At 36.5% G+C, this 17,872-nt stretch carries 14 protein-coding genes and 2 riboswitches; of the genes, 3 read left to right on the forward strand and 11 right to left on the reverse strand.

The window, feature by feature from the left end; all coding sequences use genetic code 11:
• The first annotated feature begins 215 nt into the window (after nt 1–215).
• Nucleotides 216–1,982, forward strand: a complete 1,767-nt coding sequence (locus J2S13_RS06130; RefSeq protein WP_307256843.1) for a B12-binding domain-containing radical SAM protein — start codon at nt 216–218, stop codon at nt 1,980–1,982.
• 123 nt (nt 1,983–2,105) lie between these two features.
• Here the strand turns inward: J2S13_RS06130 and ykzE are convergent, their stop codons facing one another.
• The 3 genes from ykzE to J2S13_RS06145 form a co-directional block, all read right to left on the reverse strand.
• Nucleotides 2,106–2,234, reverse strand: a complete 129-nt coding sequence (ykzE, locus tag J2S13_RS06135) for a protein YkzE (RefSeq protein ID WP_307256844.1) — start codon at nt 2,232–2,234, stop codon at nt 2,106–2,108.
• Nucleotides 2,234–2,395, reverse strand: coding sequence for a protein YkzP (gene ykzP / locus J2S13_RS06140; RefSeq protein ID WP_307256845.1), 162 nt, complete (start codon nt 2,393–2,395; stop codon nt 2,234–2,236). Before ykzP ends, ykzE begins: the two co-directional genes overlap by 1 nt.
• A 78-nt stretch (nt 2,396–2,473) precedes the next feature.
• A complete protein-coding gene (locus J2S13_RS06145) occupies nt 2,474–3,829 on the reverse strand; it encodes a TrkH family potassium uptake protein (protein ID WP_307256846.1) in 1,356 nt (451 codons plus the stop codon).
• Between the two features lie 279 nt (nt 3,830–4,108).
• On the opposite strand from J2S13_RS06145, the gene J2S13_RS06150 reads away from it, so the two are divergent.
• Complete coding sequence (locus tag J2S13_RS06150; protein ID WP_307256847.1) at nt 4,109–4,312, forward strand: alpha/beta-type small acid-soluble spore protein; 204 nt, start codon at nt 4,109–4,111, stop codon at nt 4,310–4,312.
• Between the two features lie 144 nt (nt 4,313–4,456).
• Here the strand turns inward: J2S13_RS06150 and J2S13_RS06155 are convergent, their stop codons facing one another.
• From J2S13_RS06155 to J2S13_RS06175, 5 genes are all read right to left on the reverse strand, one after another.
• The gene (locus J2S13_RS06155) at nt 4,457–5,224 is read right to left on the reverse strand and encodes a TerC family protein (protein WP_307256848.1); all 768 of its coding nucleotides are present in this window, start codon (nt 5,222–5,224) and stop codon (nt 4,457–4,459) included.
• A gap of 106 nt (nt 5,225–5,330) precedes the next feature.
• A riboswitch (yybP-ykoY riboswitch) is annotated at nt 5,331–5,429 on the reverse strand.
• A gap of 63 nt (nt 5,430–5,492) precedes the next feature.
• On the reverse strand, nt 5,493–8,573 hold the full coding sequence (locus J2S13_RS06160) for an efflux RND transporter permease subunit (protein WP_307256850.1): 3,081 nt from the start codon (nt 8,571–8,573) through the stop codon (nt 5,493–5,495).
• A 244-nt stretch (nt 8,574–8,817) separates the two neighbouring features.
• Nucleotides 8,818–10,194, reverse strand: coding sequence for a Na+/H+ antiporter NhaC (gene nhaC / locus J2S13_RS06165; protein WP_307256851.1), 1,377 nt, complete (start codon nt 10,192–10,194; stop codon nt 8,818–8,820).
• A gap of 400 nt (nt 10,195–10,594) precedes the next feature.
• Nucleotides 10,595–12,166, reverse strand: coding sequence for a peptide chain release factor 3 (locus J2S13_RS06170; RefSeq protein ID WP_307256852.1), 1,572 nt, complete (start codon nt 12,164–12,166; stop codon nt 10,595–10,597).
• Nucleotides 12,167–12,239: 73 nt separating this feature from the next.
• Entirely contained in the window at nt 12,240–12,479 is a 240-nt protein-coding gene (locus J2S13_RS06175) for a YueH family protein (protein WP_307256853.1), read from the reverse strand.
• A 291-nt stretch (nt 12,480–12,770) separates the two neighbouring features.
• Between J2S13_RS06175 and J2S13_RS06180 the strand changes: the two genes are divergently transcribed.
• The gene (locus J2S13_RS06180; protein WP_307256854.1) at nt 12,771–13,988 is read left to right on the forward strand and encodes a NupC/NupG family nucleoside CNT transporter; all 1,218 of its coding nucleotides are present in this window, start codon (nt 12,771–12,773) and stop codon (nt 13,986–13,988) included.
• A 95-nt stretch (nt 13,989–14,083) separates the two neighbouring features.
• On the opposite strand, the gene J2S13_RS06185 is transcribed toward J2S13_RS06180, so the two are convergent.
• The 3 genes from J2S13_RS06185 to J2S13_RS06195 all read right to left on the reverse strand — a co-directional run bounded on the left by J2S13_RS06185 (nt 14,084) and on the right by J2S13_RS06195 (nt 17,677).
• The gene (locus J2S13_RS06185; protein WP_307256855.1) at nt 14,084–15,136 is read right to left on the reverse strand and encodes a M42 family metallopeptidase; all 1,053 of its coding nucleotides are present in this window, start codon (nt 15,134–15,136) and stop codon (nt 14,084–14,086) included.
• 252 nt (nt 15,137–15,388) lie between these two features.
• Nucleotides 15,389–16,564, reverse strand: a complete 1,176-nt coding sequence (metC, locus tag J2S13_RS06190; RefSeq protein ID WP_307256857.1) for a cystathionine beta-lyase — start codon at nt 16,562–16,564, stop codon at nt 15,389–15,391.
• Between the two features lie 6 nt (nt 16,565–16,570).
• Nucleotides 16,571–17,677 (reverse strand): methionine biosynthesis PLP-dependent protein, encoded by a 1,107-nt coding sequence (locus J2S13_RS06195; RefSeq protein ID WP_307256858.1) that lies wholly within the window; start codon nt 17,675–17,677, stop codon nt 16,571–16,573.
• Between the two features lie 68 nt (nt 17,678–17,745).
• Nucleotides 17,746–17,855, reverse strand: a riboswitch (SAM riboswitch).
• Nucleotides 17,856–17,872: the final 17 nt, after the last annotated feature.

The following is a 17,872-nucleotide window of genomic DNA, read 5'->3' on the forward strand; positions in this document are numbered from 1 at the left end:
CTTACCCCTTTTTTATGTGTTAAGAATTGGAACTCGCTGTTTTCTTGATATTTCTAACAAAAGAGTGAAAAATACTATATAGAACCCCCTTTGTACAACGTAATAGTTCGAAAATAATGTTACAGGAAAATGAATCCATCTATATGATAATAGACGATTCCCTGTAAATCCAGATGATAAGATAAGAGGGATTAATATAAAAGGAGATTATATACATGAACGTGGTTGTTAGTACGCTAAATGCTAAATTTATTCATACGAACTTAGCGATCCGCTATTTAAAAGCGTATGCAGAACCAGATTATAAACTATTGATAACTGAATATACGATTAAAGACCCAGTGATCAATATTGTGACAGATCTTTATCAAAAAAAGCCTGATGTGATTGGCTTCAGCTGTTACATATGGAATATAGAAGAAACAATAAAGGTCATTCAAATGCTTCGAAAGATCATGCCTAATGTGGTCATAATATTAGGTGGGCCTGAGGTGACATATGATGTTCCCGATTGGCTTAAAAAAATTCCAGAAATTGATTTCATTGTCATTGGCGAAGGAGAGCAAACATTTAAACAATTATTAGATGAATTAAGTGGAGAACAAAAGTTTGAACAAATTTCTGGAATCGGCTACATGAAAAATGGACAAACGCAAATTAATCCGCAAAGGAATAAACTTGATTTGCGGGAAATGCCTTCACCTTTCCGTTTTGAAGAAGATTTATCCCAGCTTTCTAAAAGAGTGACATATATAGAAACAAGTCGTGGCTGTCCTTTCAGTTGCCAATTTTGTCTATCTTCTATTGAGGTTGGTGTCCGTTACTTTAACCGTGAAAAAATTAAAGAGGATATTCGCTTTTTAATGAAGCACGGGGCAAAAACGATTAAATTTGTTGATAGAACTTTTAATATAAGCCGTAGCTATGCGATGGATATATTCCAATTTTTAATTGATGAGCATTTACCTGGGACGGTCTTTCAATTTGAAATAACAGCCGATATTATGCGTCCAGAAGTGATCGACTTTTTGAATAGAGAAGCCCCACCCGGATTGTTTCGTTTCGAAATTGGAGTACAATCAACAAATGATTTGACGAATGAATTAGTTATGCGTAAACAAAATTTCAAGAAATTAACTCGAACCGTCAATATGGTGAAGGAAGGAAAGAAAATCGATCAGCATTTAGATTTAATTGCAGGTTTGCCCGAGGAAGATTATCATTCTTTTCGTAAGACATTTAATGATGTGTTTGCATTAAGACCTGAAGAATTACAGCTTGGCTTTTTAAAAATGCTTCGAGGTACAGGTCTTCGCATCCGTGCTAGAGAACACGATTACATTTATATGGATCATTCACCATATGAGATACTACAAAACAACGTCCTATCCTTTGAAGACATTATTAAAATTAAACAAGTGGAAGATGTATTAGAAAAATATTGGAATGATCATCGCATGGATCAAACTATTGAATATTTAGTAAGTGATGAGTTCGATACCCCATTTGATTTCTTCCAATCTTTTGGAACTTATTGGGAAGGTCAAGGATGGTCTAAAATTGGTCACCAAATGGAGGATCTATTTAAACGTCTATTACATTACATTGAAACAAAGGGATCCGAGAATCTCCCTATTATTAAAGGTCTATTAAAATACGATTATTTAATGAAGCATCGGTATAAACCACGCAAAACATGGTGGGAACCGACATTAAGTAAAAAAGAACGAAGCATGATGTATAAGCAAATATTACACCGTCCTGAATCACTGGGAGAATCATTTGCAACATTAAAATTTTCGGAAAAAGAGTTATTTAAGCACACCGTCATAGAGAAATTTCCATTTGACATTCATACTTACTTGACCAATCGGAAAATAGTATGCCAACCAAGTTATGTATTAGTCTATTATGAAATTTCTACTGGGAATCCAGTCGCTTTCTTCGTGCCTGATGAACTAGAAAACTATATAGCATTTTAGCTATGTGAAGGTAGGATAAAAGCCTGGGAAATGGGGGAACTTCCATTTCTCAGGCTTATTTTTAAGGTGAACAGTCCTTATATATTACAGGTTATCATGAATTTAGAATTCTGTTCCCAAACATCATTTACAATCTTTATCCTTTTTCTTATATTTTGTTTGATTTTTCAATGTAACCTCATAAAGCTTTGCAGTGTTTACATCGCCAAATTCCATTCCATATTCTTCTTGATCTTGTTTTTTCTCCCTCATTATGCTCGTCCTTTTCTGCCTTGTTTGGAATTACGATTACCATGCTTCGCATTATTTTCACCATGTGTGAATTCAGCTGAAAACTCACTTTCTTGAATATTTTTCTTAGGTGTTTTGCTGTATTTTTCCACCGCATGATGTTCCGCTTTTCTCTTCGCCATGATGACTCCTCCTTCATAAAGGATAGTCTTATCATGGCTATTAATGAAAAAATTATGCCCCTTAAAGCTTTGCTTTCGTTATCCGATACTCACTCGTTCTTTTGGATAATGATATTTAGAAACCTTTTCTCTGCCCCCAATCATAAATAAGAAGGAAAGAATACCGACACGACCGATAAACATTAAAACGATCAGCACAAGCTTTCCAACAACTGTTAATTCATCGGTAATTCCCAAAGATAAACCACATGTACCAAAAGCAGAAGCGACTTCGAAAATAATCTCAATCAATTCGTGATCTTCTGTCACTAATAAAATTAGAGTAGCAGTCAAAAAGATGGAGACGGCCATAATTGTTACCGCAATAGAACGCATAATATCAATTTCATGAATTTCTCTTTTGAAAATTTTTATATCCCGACGTCCTCTTGCAAAGTTCATGACAAATAACATATTCAATGCAAAAGTAGTTGTCCGAATCCCTCCTCCAACCGAACTTGGTGAGGCACCGATAAACATTAATACACTCATAACAAGTAATGTCGGTGTAGAGAATACATTCGGATCAACCGTTGCTAACCCCGCACTTCTTACTGTAACCGATTGAAACAATGAATAAAATAATGCCTCATGCCATGTTTTATCTAGGAAAAATAACTGATTTTCAATTAGAAAGATCAGAATCGCTCCAACTACTAATAAAATGCCAAAAAATAATGTCGTGATTTTCGTGTAAAGTGAAAAATAAAATTTTTGATGATCATTTCGGTGAAAAATATATTCTTTTGTTTCCACCAATACTGGAAAACCAATAGCCCCAGCAATAATTAATAGCATGGTAATGAACTGAACAAAATAATCATCAGCAAAATCAATCAATGAATTTCCCGTTATATCAAACCCAGCATTTGTTGTGGCACTTACAGAACTAAAAAGTCCATGTAAAAAAGCCTCATACCAAACAGGATAGTAATTTAAGTAATAAATCCCTAATACAACAGCTCCGATCAGTTCGATCGTAATTACAATCCTAAAAATTTTCAATAATAATTGAACAAGTCCTGATAAGGAAGTTTGATTTTGATCAAGCATAATTAATCTACGTTCTTTTAATCCAATTTTCTTCCCCATAATCATCCAAAAAACGGTGCCAAGCGTCATAATCCCCACTCCACCAAACTGCAATACAAACATGAGTAGAAAAATTCCTGTTGTCGAAAATGTATCTACAATCGAGATCGTTGATAAACCCGTTACACTAACAGCACTTACTGCAGTAAATAAAGCATCGATAAAAGTCCACTCTACTCCTGGTTTTAAGGCCACAGGGAGGCTTAGCAACAGTGTAGAAACTGTAATCGCGATTAAATAATAACTTACGAAAACCTGTGCTGGAACCAATTTTTTCATATGTTTACGTATATTTTTCTGCATAATGATTCCTATTCCCTTTCCATTTGTCGTCCCATTCTATGATAAAGAAAATCCTACTAATTTTAAAGGTCAATTTTTTTCATTATGTCTAACATGATTGAACAAGCTTTTCCAGTTATGAATCGTCCTTTATTAGCGAAAAATAACCATATTCATTAATAAAGTGAAACTTCTCTCAGTGGGGGGTTTTACTGCCCGTTAAGGCGGGATCAAATGAAATCTCATTCAGTGGGTTTTCACATTAGGGGTGGGAATTAAAAAATACTAGGAGTGATCAACATGGCAAATAGCCGAAATAAATTATTAGTCCCAGGGATTGAACAATATTTAGACTCTGTAAAATATGAGATTGCCCAAGAATTTGGAGTACAACTGGGATCAAGTACTGCTGCACGTGCGAACGGTTCAGTCGGTGGTGAAATAACAAAACGACTCGTACAACAAGCACAAGCACAATTAAATGGACAAGATCCTTTCAAATAAAATTTTTTGAAAAAGGAAACTAATTTGAGGCAGTCATATAGGTAGACTGCCCTATTTCCTTATTTATCGTAATGCATTCAAACTTGTCCAAAAAGAAAAGACCTCCTTGAGGGAAGAATGCCTTAAAAGAAGTCTTTAATATCATTAATAACTTTCACTAGTTTGTGCTCTTTTTTTCGAAAAGAAATACCCACCAAGTGCAATAGCGATTAATACGACCCAGAAGGTGATTTTCCAAGCAAATGTTTCTGGAAAATGCTCATTTAATATTTGTACTTCTGGATGTGCGAGGGTAAATACCGCCAATTTCACGCCAACCCAGCCAACAATCATAAAGGCAGCTGACTCCAGTGTCGGATATTTCTGCAACACTCGAACAAACCATGTTGCCGCAAATCTCATGATGATAAGACCTATAATCCCACCAAGGAACATCACTAAAAATTGACCTCCGTCAATACCACCTATATGGAACCATCCTGTCGGGCTCAATGTTACAGCTAAAGCAACCGCTGCTAACATGGAGTCAATTGCAAAGGCAATATCCGCCACTTCTACTTTTAATACGGTCATCCAAAATGACGAACCTTTCAGTTCCTTATGTTCTTTATGTTCTCCTTCTCCGCCTTTCCATCTTTTATAAAAATGATTCAACGTAATAAAGAACAAATACAATGCACCAATTGCCTGCACTTGCCATACATTAACTAGAAAGGAAATGAGAAATAAAGCTACAAAGCGGAAAATAAATGCTCCAAATAATCCATAAAACAAGGCTTTTTTCTGCTTTTCCTTTGGTAAGTGCTTTACCATAACTGCCATTACGACAGCATTATCTGCGGCTAGTATTCCCTCTAGCCCAATTAAAATTAATAAGACCCAACCATACTCTAATAAGATTGAAAAATCCACAAGCGATCTCCTCCCTAATATCTTTATCTTTTCTAATAACTCTTGTTGTAAAGCCGGTAAAAAACAACAAAAAAGACCTTTGCCTTGTACCGGCAAAGGTCTTGCTGAACATGAGATCATGTCAACAAAGCCGATGAGAAGAATCTCATGAATTGACGACTTTGTTTTAGGCATTAGCCTAACGCTACTCCCCTTTGACTGTGAAAGTCGGGTATTAATTTGTTATTCATAGTATAGCGAAAAGCGTTTCATTTGTAAACCATTATTTTTACCGTCTTGTTTTTTTTCTTTTGTTCATTCTTCGAGTTTCTTTATCAAAAAAACTATAAATGATCGGAACAATATACAAAGTTAAAAATGTACTACTAATTAATCCACCGATTACAGTAATTCCCATTGGCTGATTTAATTCGGTCCCTTCACCAATTCCAAGTGCTATCGGTACTAGACCTAAAATGGTCGTTAAAGCCGTCATCAAAATAGGTCTTGCCCGATCTTTCACTGATTCAACAATGGCTTCAAAACTACTTAAACCTGATTTTTTCCGTTGGTTGATATAATCCACAATGACGATTCCATTATTTACAACAATTCCCGCCAGGATTAATATTCCAATCACTGCTGTAATACTAATAGGTGTTCTCGTGATCGTCAAGGCAATGGCTACCCCAATCACCATTAAAGGCACCGAGAACATAATGACAAATGGGTATTTAAATGATTCATATTGAGCAGCCATCACGATATAAATCAATACAATGGCCAAAAGAATAGCCATGATCATATCGTTAACAGAGTTTTCAAGCATTTCCCTTTCTCCACCAAATGAAATAGTTGTTTCATCAGGTAAATTTAAATCTGTCATTTTTTCATCCACTTTTTTCGAGATATCCCCTAAGTTGGTAGTCGATTTATACTTCAATGTAAATTGAACAGCATCTTCTTGGTTAATACGATTAATCGTAACGGGTCCTTCCTTCACTTCAACTTTTGCTATTTTGTCAAGAGCGATATAGGAACCATCTGGTTTTTTTAATAAAATTTGTTTTAATTTATCCAAATTTTTGGTGACATCTTTATCATATTGAACATATACATCCTGTACGTTGGATTGTTCATTGATCATTTGAGTTGTAAGAACCCCTCGTGTTGCATCATTCACCATCATGGCAATTTGGGCTGGAACGAATCCTGCCTCAAATGCTTTCTCACGATCAATCTCAATTTGAATTTCATCAACCTTATTCGTTAAATCAGTTGACAATTCTGTGACATCTTTCAAATCTTTTAAAGAATTATAAATTTTATCGACTGATCGGTTTAATCGTTCTTTATTTGAATCTTGAATGCTAAAGACTAATGTTTGTGGTGCTGTTCCAGTGGCAGATTGTAAATTAATATTCACTTCCGCTGATTGATTAGCTTTAGTTGCAGATGTTTCAATATCCTTTTTCATATCATCCACTATGGCAAACACAGAACGATCACGTTTATCCAGTGTCTTCAACTTCACGTAAATTTCAGCAATATTCGGACTACCCGATCCCCTTGCTGCACCTTCTTGGGTAGAACCGATTAGACTAACAAAGACCTCAATATCCTCTTCTTTATTCAATTCTTCCTCAATTGCTTTTACCACTTTTGCTGTCTCATTTAAAGAGGAGCCATTTTCTAAATCAACACGAACACTGAAAAAACCTTCATCTGTTGGAGGCAAAAATTGCGTACCGACCGTTGTCAGTCCATACCCCCCGCCAACAAGCAAGATGAATGTAAAAAGTAGAACAAGTGCGCGGTGTCCGAGAGCCCAACGAATCGAACGATCAAGCCTTCTCATCGGTTTCGAACGGCGTCTTCTCGCTTCATAATCGCCTTTAGGTGGCTTTAACCAGCGACTTGCCATCATCGGAATAACCGTTAAGGCGACGATAAGAGAAGCAAATAAGCTAAAAGAAATCGTAAGCGCAAATTCTTTGAAGATTTCCCCCAAAATTCCTGAAATAAATACGACAGGTAAAAATACGGCGATTGTCGTTAAAGTAGAAGCTGTAATGGCTGCACCAACTTCTTTTGCACCATCATATGCCGCTTTTTTCGAATCTTTCCCCATTGATAAATGTCGATAAATATTTTCAATCACGACTATGGCATTATCGACAAGCATTCCGATCCCTAATGCTAGTGCACCAAGTGTCATAATATTTAAATCGAATTTCGCAAAATACATTAATACAAATGTGACGATAACAGAATAGGGAATCGCTACCCCGATAATGAGGGGACTTCTTATATTTCTTAAAAAGAAAAACAACACGAGCATGGCAAAAGCCCCACCAAGTAAAAGGGAGTTGCCGATATTACTAATCGAAAGTTGAATATAATCCCCTTGGTCAAACAAGATATCAGATTGAATATTCTTATATTCATCCTTCTTTAATAAGTCCTCTAATCTTTGTTGAAAATCTTTAGATACTTCAGCTGTATTAGCATCAGATTGTTGAAGGACACTTAATAATACCGCTGGTTTTTCATTTGCACGCGTAATCGTTTCACTTTCTTTTGTGACAGATTTGACATTTGCAACATCAGAAATTTTAATTTTTTCCCCATTTAGCGGGTTTGTAGCGATGACTAAATTTTTTATATCCTCGACATTATGTAATTGACTCAAAATTCTAGTTGTTAAAGCTTTTGTTCCAGTTTCAACAACATCCCCTGGCATTGAAATATTATGGGATTGAATCAAATCCACTATATCCTTCTGAGTTAGCTTGTATTTCTTTAAGTTTTCTTCATTCAATTCTACCGTGACTTCTTCAACAGAGGAGCCAGAGACATTGACACTCGCCACTCCTTTTACCGTAACTAACTCTTGCTCTAGCTTTTCCGCGAGCTTTTGGATAGAATCCTCCTCTTCAGTTGATCGAAGGGAAAGTTGGATAATCGGGAACTGGGATGGATCAAATTTAAGAAATTTTGGTTTATTAGCGTCCTCTGGCAATGGAGTTTGATCGATCCGTTGTAATACATCATTTTGAATTTCATCGATTTTTGTACTCCAAGAAAATTCCATTAAAATGAAATTGGAGCCTTCATTCGTTGTAGATGTAATATTTTTTATCCCTGGCAATGTTGCCAAGTTTGCCTCAAGCGGTTTTGTTACTTTTTCAACAATTTCAGTTGGGCTAGCTCCTTGATAGGAAGTAACAACAACCGCAACAGGTGGATTAATATCCGGTATGAGTTTCAATGGTATTTTAAAAAGGGAGACAATTCCCAAAATCATGATTAAAGCCATCGTTACGATCGTAAAAACGGGCCTTTTTATCGAAAACTGACTAATTTTCAAAAAGATTCTCCTCTCTTTACTCTTACATTTAGAATATGTACTCTCTTATACTTACTATAAATAGGTATATATTCATTCGCAACTTTAAGAGCATAAAATATTTTGATATTCAAAAAGTCATATAGTGAAACTTCATTTAGTGGAGGTTTTATTGCCCGTTAAGGCGGGGTAAAATGGGTGAGATCATAATAAAATACCAAGCATTCATCCCAATCAGGAGAGAGCTTGGCACTTCCACTTTTTATTATTTTCGCGATATAGAAAATCCTGTTATTCCAAATAAGATGGTCAATATTGGGCTTAATAGACAAAAAAAGGCAAATGGAAGATAGCTCATCGTTGGAACTTCTAATACTTTTGTAATAAACACACCGCAAACTCCCCAAGGGACGAGTGGATTGATGACCGTTCCCGCATCCTCCAATGCTCTGGATAAATTTTTCTTTTGAAGCCCAAGACGATCATATTGATTTTTGAAAGCCTCGCCTGTTAATAAAATAGATAAATATTGCTCCCCAACTAGCACGTTAATTCCGACAGCAGATAAGGCAGTAGAAAAAATGAGTGAACCAACTGTCTTCAATTTATGTTCAATGGTTTTAAATAGCTTAGGAATAATTCCTAATGTGAATAATAGCCCACCCAATCCTAATGCCAGTAGTACAAGGGAAATAGTAAACATCATACTATCCATGCCACCACGTGTAAGCAATGCATCAATATCAGCATTCCCTGTCTTAGAAACATATCCAGAAAACAAAATGTTGAACACCTCTGACAAGGAATAGGAAGTATGTATAAAGGAGAAACATACTGCTACAGCTGAACTAACAGCCAATGTAATGAAAGCAGATATTTTTTTGATCGAGAAAATAAGCAAGATGATTAATGGAATAATGGCATACCAATGAATTAGTTCTTCCTTCATTAATGTATGTTGCATTTCCTCAATCTTTGGAAAATGTGTTAACTCAATTTTAGGTGAAAGAAACGCAAAGGCTATAATCGAAAATAAAAAAGCCGGAATCGTCGTCCATGCCATATTGCGAATATGTGTAAACAAGTCAACTTCCACAATGGAAGCTGCTAAATTTGTTGTATCTGATAATGGTGACATTTTATCACCAAAAAAAGCACCTGACACAATGGCACCAGCCGTAATGGCAAGTGAAGCATCAATCGCTGCAGCCACCCCGATAAAAGCCACTCCTGCAGTAGCAACTGTCGTTAACGAACTTCCTATACATAAACCAATAATGGCTGTGACAACAAAGATAATCGCATAAAAGAAATAAGGTGTCACTAAATGAAAGCCGACATAAATAATAGTTGGAATCGTTCCACTAAGCATCCAACTGCTAATTAAAATCCCAATAAAAAAGAAGATAAACACAGCTCCCATTCCAGATTTGGCACCATTGAAAACTCCCATCTCCATTTCATGAAAAGGGACTTTTCGAATAAAGCCATATAACATCAAAAGAAAGATGGCCAATAGAAGTGGAATATGTGGAACAGTTTCCAAAAAAATAATACAATAGCTGATGATTCCAACAATCGCAATCGTTAGTAATATGGCTTCCTTCAATGATGGCTTTAAAACTGATTGCACACTAAACATATTACACCCCCGAAAATAATAACAAATGCGTAAGCAACGCAGCTTGATCTTCTTTCCACAGTTCTAAATTTTGTGATTTTAAAAAATAAAAAAGCATCATCATCCCTCAGGTTAGGGACGAAGATGCCTCCGCGGTACCACCCTACTTGGTAAAGAAGTTCTTTACCCTCTTATCGTATTCTGCTTTATTTCGGATAGTGTAGTTCACTTTATTGCCGCCCGAATTCTCACCAACCATTCGGTCTCTTCTTGCTGCCTACAAAAAAATTACTGAAGCTATCCAGCAGATTATTTATCTATTTCACTTAGACGCTTTCCTGTAATGAAGCATATTAATAATTTACCATGAATAACTAAGATGTCAATCTATTTTTTTCATTTTATAAAATAAATTAAAAAACTATTCCATTAAATTATATAATTCAATATTTGGGTTCTTTTCTTGAAACCATCTAGAAGCAAAATCATTTTCAAATAAAAACAACAAGCGGTCATAGCGGTCTTTGACTAATAAATTACGAGAAGTAGATAATGATTCATCAACGTCTTTTTCGTTTTTAATCCACAGTGCTATCTTACTTCCCATAGGTTCCATTCGAACTTCAGAGTGATACTCTTTATTCATTCGGTGTTCAAATACTTCAAACTGCAATTGGCCAACTGCCCCTAATATATATTCTTCTGTACGGACTGTTTTATATAATTGAATCGCTCCTTCTTGCACGAGCTGTTGAACCCCTTTATGGAAGCTCTTTTGCTTCATCACATTTTTAGCAGACACTTTCATAAATAGCTCTGGCGTAAATTGCGGAAGTTTTTCAAAATGGAATAAATCTTTTCCTCCCACTAGCGTGTCGCCAATTTGATAAGTCCCTGTATCATATAGGCCGATAATATCGCCACTTACCGCCTCATTTACTGTGCTGCGGTCATCCGCCAAAAATTGTGTAGACTGTGATAATTTCATGGACTTTCCTGTTCTCGATAAGGTAACGTTCATTCCCCTTTCAAACTTTCCAGAACAAATTCTAACAAATGCGATCCGATCTCGATGGGCAGGGTTCATATTCGCTTGAATTTTAAAAACAAACCCTGAAAAAACATCTCCAGTTGGATCAATTTCTCCTACATCTGATTGGCGCGGTTGAGGTGCTGGTGCGAATTGTAGATAGGTTTCCAAGAATGTTTGAACTCCAAAATTTGTTAAAGCACTTCCGAAAAACACAGGAGTTAAAGTCCCATTTTGCACACGTTCCTTAGAAAACTCATTCCCCGCTTCATCTAATAAAAGTACTTCTTCCAACATTTGATCATAAAGACTTGATTGTTGAATGGGGTGTTCCTTCATTAACTCTCCCTCTTCATTCAAGGGCAAATAACGATCTTCTCCATCTGCACGGAATTGTTCAATCCGATGATAATAACGATCATAAATTCCAAAGAATTCTTTCCCCATTCCAATTGGCCAGTTCATAGGAAAAGACTCAATTCCTAATACTTCCTCTAGTTCAGCTAATAATTCTAAAGGTGGTTTTCCTTGACGATCTAATTTATTGATAAAAGTAAAAATCGGAATTCCCCTCATCCGACATACTTTAAATAATTTAATGGTTTGTGCCTCAATTCCCTTCGCCGCGTCGACAATCATTACAGCACTATCTACAGCCATTAAAGTACGATACGTATCTTCACTGAAATCTTGGTGTCCAGGTGTATCCAAAATATTTACCTGAAATCCCTGATAATCAAATTGCATAACAGAAGAAGTAACTGAGATTCCCCGTTGCTTTTCTATTTCCATCCAATCTGATGTTGCATATTTACCTGTTTTCTTTCCCTTTACAGTACCAGCATCACGAATGGCTCCTCCAAATAATAGAAGTTTTTCCGTTAGAGTTGTTTTCCCTGCATCAGGGTGAGAAATAATCGCAAATGTTCTTCTTGAGAGTACTTCTTCTTTTAATGAATCCATAAATATATGTCAAATCCTTTCGATGAAATCTATCTTTATTGTATTACTTTTTTTATAATGAAAAAACGAAAGTTCACATTTCCCTCGTCCACTGGGCTATTCTTAACGCCATTGCGTAAGCCTCCTGATCAGATACGACTCTAGTTAAGGAATGCTTTAATTTTTGATTCAATTCCTCCCCCGCTTCTTCATACGAAAAAGAAAAGGACCATTCTTTTTCGGGTAGCGCTACTAGAATATATTCTTCTTTTTTATTCTCATAAATATAAACATGAACTTCTTGTTCTTCTATGACCGTTTTTCGGATTTTCAAAAGACTCACCTCATAAATGAAAATGGATATTTAGAGCATACTATATTTAATAGCAAAATGGGATACATTACAAGTTAGATAAAGTTTTTTTCATAAAAAAACCTTCATTCGGCTAGGGATCATACTTCACAAAATATTCTGAGCTAAAGAACGCTATGTCCTGTCCGTCTTCAAACATTTAAGGGGCTAAAGCTTCTTTAGATTCTCATTATTTGAAGTGAGAGAGTTTTACTGCCCATCGTACGTGGTATAATATAAAGAATTATTTAAAATGGAAGTTGGAGGAGAAACATGAATTTTTTATGGGGAATTATTGGAATTCTTGTTGTACTAGGAATTGGTTTTATTTTTTCAACTAATAAATCGAACATTAAATGGCGTACTATATTAGGTGGACTTGCGATTCAATTAATATTTGCTTTCATTGTTCTAAAGTGGGATTGGGGAAAGGAACAAATGGAAAATTTAACAATGCTTGTGAACGCCATAATTAATTATTCAAATGAAGGAATTAACTTCCTTTTTGGTGGACTTTTCACCAAAGAATCGAACATTACATTTGTCTTTGCTTTTCATGTGTTGCCTGTTGTGATTTTCTTCTCAAGCTTAATATCTGTTCTTTATTACTTAGGTATCATGCAATTTTTCATCAAAATAATTGGCGGTTTTTTATCTAAACTTCTTGGTACTAGAAAAGCGGAATCATTATCAGCAGCGGCTAATATATTTGTAGGGCAAACAGAAGCTCCTCTCGTTATTCGGCCATATATAAATAAAATGACTGAATCTGAATTATTTGCGGTTATGACTGGTGGTTTAGCTTCTGTTGCCGGTTCTGTATTAATCGGATATTCCTTACTTGGTGTTCCGCTGGAATACTTATTAGCCGCAAGTTTTATGGCTGCACCTGCTGGCCTAGTCATGGCGAAATTATTTATCCCAGAAACGGAAAATATCCCAGAGCCGAAAGAGTTTGAAATGGATGTAGATTCTGAATCGACCAATGTCATCGATGCGGCAGCACGCGGAGCAAGTGTTGGACTTCAATTAGCTCTAAATATTGGGGCAATGCTTCTTGCTTTTATTGCATTAGTTGCTTTAATTAACGGGATCTTAGGTTTTCTCGGAGGACTAGTTGGGGTAGAACATCTTTCATTAGAGCTAATTTTAGGTTATATCTTTTCGCCTCTTGCTTTTGCCATTGGGGTTCCTTGGAATGAGGCTGTACAGGCTGGAAATTTTATCGGGCAAAAATTAATTATTAACGAATTTGTCGCCTATTCAAATTTCGCTCCAGAAATACCTAATTTATCTGATAAAACCGTTGCAGTTGTAAGCTTTGCCCTCTGTGGGTTTGCTAATATTTCTTCCATGGCCATTCTTTTAGGTGGACTCGGGAACTTAGCTCCGAATCGCCGTGGGGATATCGCTCGTTTAGGCTTAAAAGCTGTTCTAGCAGGGGCACTTGCTTCTTTATTAAGTGCAGCCATAGCCGGAATGCTCATGTAGACTTTAAGGGATGAATCTCCTTTAGACCAACTAGTTTTTCAAACATTGAAAGAATCCCTTAGTCCAAGATCATTCGGGACTAAGGGATTCATCCATTAACATTCAACTGCCTTTGATTGTACGTATGCATAGAGAAGTTTTTCAGTATGGTGTAATGAGGATTCATGTGTCCGTTCAAATGCATGAGAAGCATCAATTCCAGGACCTACTAATCCATGAATAATGTCATTTCCAGCTCGAATAGCTGCTGAGGCATCTGAACCGTAATAAGGATAAATATCTACTTTATAATCAATGTTATTTTCTTCGGCTAATTGAATCAAATGTTTTCGTAACCCCAAATGATATGGGCCACTTGAGTCTTTTGCGCAAATTGAAACTGTGTACTCATCTGATGCTTGCCCATCTCCTAACGCTCCCATATCAACTGCTAAATATTCAACCGTTTCAACAGGAATATTGGAATTTCCTCCATATCCGATTTCCTCATTATTTGAAATTAAAAAATGGGTTGTAAAAGGCAAACGAATCTTTTCTTCTTTTATTCTTTTAATTAATTGAAGCAAAATGGCAACACTTGCTTTGTCATCAAGATGACGAGATTTGATAAACCCACTGTCCGATATTTCTACTCGAGGATGAAAAGAAACAAAGTCTCCTACTTCGATTCCAAGAGCACGAACATCTTCGGCATTTTTGACCACTTCATCAATGCGAACTTCAATATTCTCCTCATTTCTTTTTGCATCCCCTGCCTCTTTATAGACATGAACAGAGGTTTGATGCATTAAGATTGTTCCTGAAAATAACTTTCCGGAGCTCGTTTCAATTTGGCAATACTCCCCTTCAACTGAATTCCACTTAAATCCCCCAATCATGGATAATTTCAATCGGCCATTTTTTTTAATCTCCTTCACCATAGCCCCCAATGTATCAACATGTGCCGTTAAAAAACGTTGGCGTTTTTCATTTTCACCGGGGATCGTGATGAGTAATCCCCCCTTATTATTCCTCTTCATTTCATATCCTGTTTCTTTCAAATAGGATTCCACGAAGCGAATGACCTTATATGTATTTCCAGTTGGGCTTGGAATTGATGTTAGTTGTTGGATTAAATTCATCGTTTCTTTCGTATTTGGATATGTCATGATCTATTCGACCCCTTTCTAATTACTTTATCAATTCTATTCTATCCTAATTGAACGAAACAGTAATCCCGCAATGCTTATAAAGATAATTTAAAGCTCTATTCAGTGAAGCTTTACTGTTCGTTACGAGGCGGATAAAAAAAACCTTCAATGAAGAGCTTCTTTCATCTCTTGTACATTGAAGGTTTCCTCTAAATAGATCATAGTATTTTTATGTTTTTACTCAGTTTTAAAGGCCTAAAATTCCTTTTTTTATACAATTACTGAGGATTCCGGAACATGAATGAATGCCTGTTCAAAATCCTTTATTAATTCATCGACATTTTCAAGACCTACTGACAATCTTAATAGTCCGTTAGAAATTCCTCTTTTCTTTCTTTCAGCTTCTGGCATTGCAGCATGACTCATTTTAGCGGGATAGGATAGGATCGACTCTACCGCCCCCAAACTAACAGCATAAACAGGAATTCGAACGTGTTGAATAAAGTTTCTTACAGCTTCCTCATTTCTTAATGAAAACGATAGAACAGCCCCAGGTCCTTCTGCTTGCCGCGTTTGAATGGAATGTCCAGGATGAGTGGATAGTCCAGGATAAAACACTTCATCTACTTTTGAATGGTTGTTTAGATAGTTCGCTATTTTCGTTGCAGACTCTGATGATTGTTTCAATCGTACGTGAAGTGTCTTCAATCCCCGAAGAACAAGCCATGAATCATGAGCTCCTAATACTGCTCCGAAGGCATTTTGTAATCCGTATAATTGTTGGGCTAATCCTTCATCCTTCGCAACGGCCAATCCAGCAAGTACGTCACTATGCCCCGCCAAAAATTTCGTCGCACTATGAAGAACAAGATCTACCCCTAAGTCTAGCGGTCGCTGTAAGGCAGGCGTTAAAAAGGTATTATCTAAAAAGGTGAGACATCCATTGGCTTTCGCTAATTTGGCGACCCCCTGTATATCGGTCACTTTGAGCAGTGGATTCGACGGTGTTTCCATGTAAATCACTTTTGTATTTTCTTGAATATTTGAAGCAACTGTGTCCAAATCCGTCATATCGACAAATGTATGTTCAATTCCGAAACGATTCAACACAGTGTTAATCATCCGGTACGTTCCACCATAAACATCTTCGGTAACAAGTACATGATCACCCTTTGAAAGAAGAAGAAATGCCGTAGAAATTGCTGCAATTCCAGATGAGAAAGCAAATCCTTTAACCCCTCCCTCAAGTTGGCTAATCATTTCTTCCAATGCCTCTCTTGTCGGATTTCCCGATCGGCTATAATCATACTTTCCAAACTGATCAAAATCTGGCTGATGAAATGTAGAAGCAAGCTGGATTGGAACACTTACCCCTCCTGTTTCCTTGTCAAATTTATGTTGGTTATGAAGCAATTGAGTTTGAAATGTATACGATTGATGAGTCATTCTTCTTCACTCCTTCATTTTTTTAAACGCGTTTTGTAAATCCCTGATTAAATCTTCGGTTCCCTCCGTCCCAACAGAAAACCTTAACAACCGATTACAAACTCCATTAGCCAAACGTACTTCATAAGGCATATCCATATGGGTTTGTGTTGCCGGATAGGTGATAAAACTTTCTACTCCTCCTAAACTTTCTGCAAATGTAATCAGCTGTAAGTTTTGCAAAAATGGATTGACCCATTCTTCTTTCTGCAATCGAAAAGAAAGCATCCCACCGCGTCCCGGGTATAAAACATCTTTCACATCGTCACAACATCGTAAAAATTCACTTATTTTTTGAGCATTTTTTTCATGTTGAACCATTCGTAAACCTAATGTCTTCATTCCACGAATAAGAAGCCACGAATCAAATGGAGATAATACTGCACCAATTGAATTTTGATATTCTTTTAGTTTGGCCGAAAGTTCTTCCCCTTTAGTAACGACAAGTCCCGCAAGCACATCATTATGTCCCCCTAAATACTTTGTTGCACTATGAATCACAATGTCAGCTCCTGAAAAAATAGGCTGCTGAATAAAAGGAGTATAAAATGTATTATCCACAATCAATAACACCCCCTCTTCTCTTGCTACATGAGCGACCTCATCTAAGTTCACTTCTTGCATCATCGGATTAGTCGGAGATTCAACAAAAATAGCTTTCGTTTGGTTTGTGATCTTCTCCCTTGTCTTAGTTAAATCTTGAAAATCATCATAGACAAAAGATAGTCCATATTTTTTCCATCCCCGTTCAAAAAGGCGGTACGTTCCACCATAAAGATCCGCTGATACGATAAATTCATCACCAGAATCGAATAATGAAAGAACCGTTTGAATCGCCGCCATTCCTGAGCTAAATGCAAAGCCAGCATCTCCATGTTCTAAATCGGCAATGGCCTTTTCTAAAATGTCTCTAGTTGGATTTCCACTTCGAACATAATCATAGCCCGTCGACACCCCAATCCCTTCATGTCGATAAGCAGTAGAAAAGTAAACAGGTGGATTGACGGTTCCCGTAATGTTTTCACTTCTGTTTCCAATCTGAGTTAACTTTGTTTGAATGTCTTTAAAACCCATTTTCTCACCTCTAAGTAAAAATAAAAAAGCCTTCTGTAAGAAGAAGGCTTTTGTCAACAAGATTCCTCTTCTCATCTCTCGAACTAGGATTGTTCGCTGGATTTAGCACCATTGCTCTTTTAATTAGCCGGTTGCTGAAGCTTCATAGGGCCAGTCCCTCTGCCTCTCTTGATAAGAAAATATTAAATTTTCAAA

Source organism: Oikeobacillus pervagus, assembly GCF_030813365.1.
Classification (GTDB): Bacteria; Bacillota; Bacilli; order Bacillales; family DSM-23947; genus Oikeobacillus; species Oikeobacillus pervagus.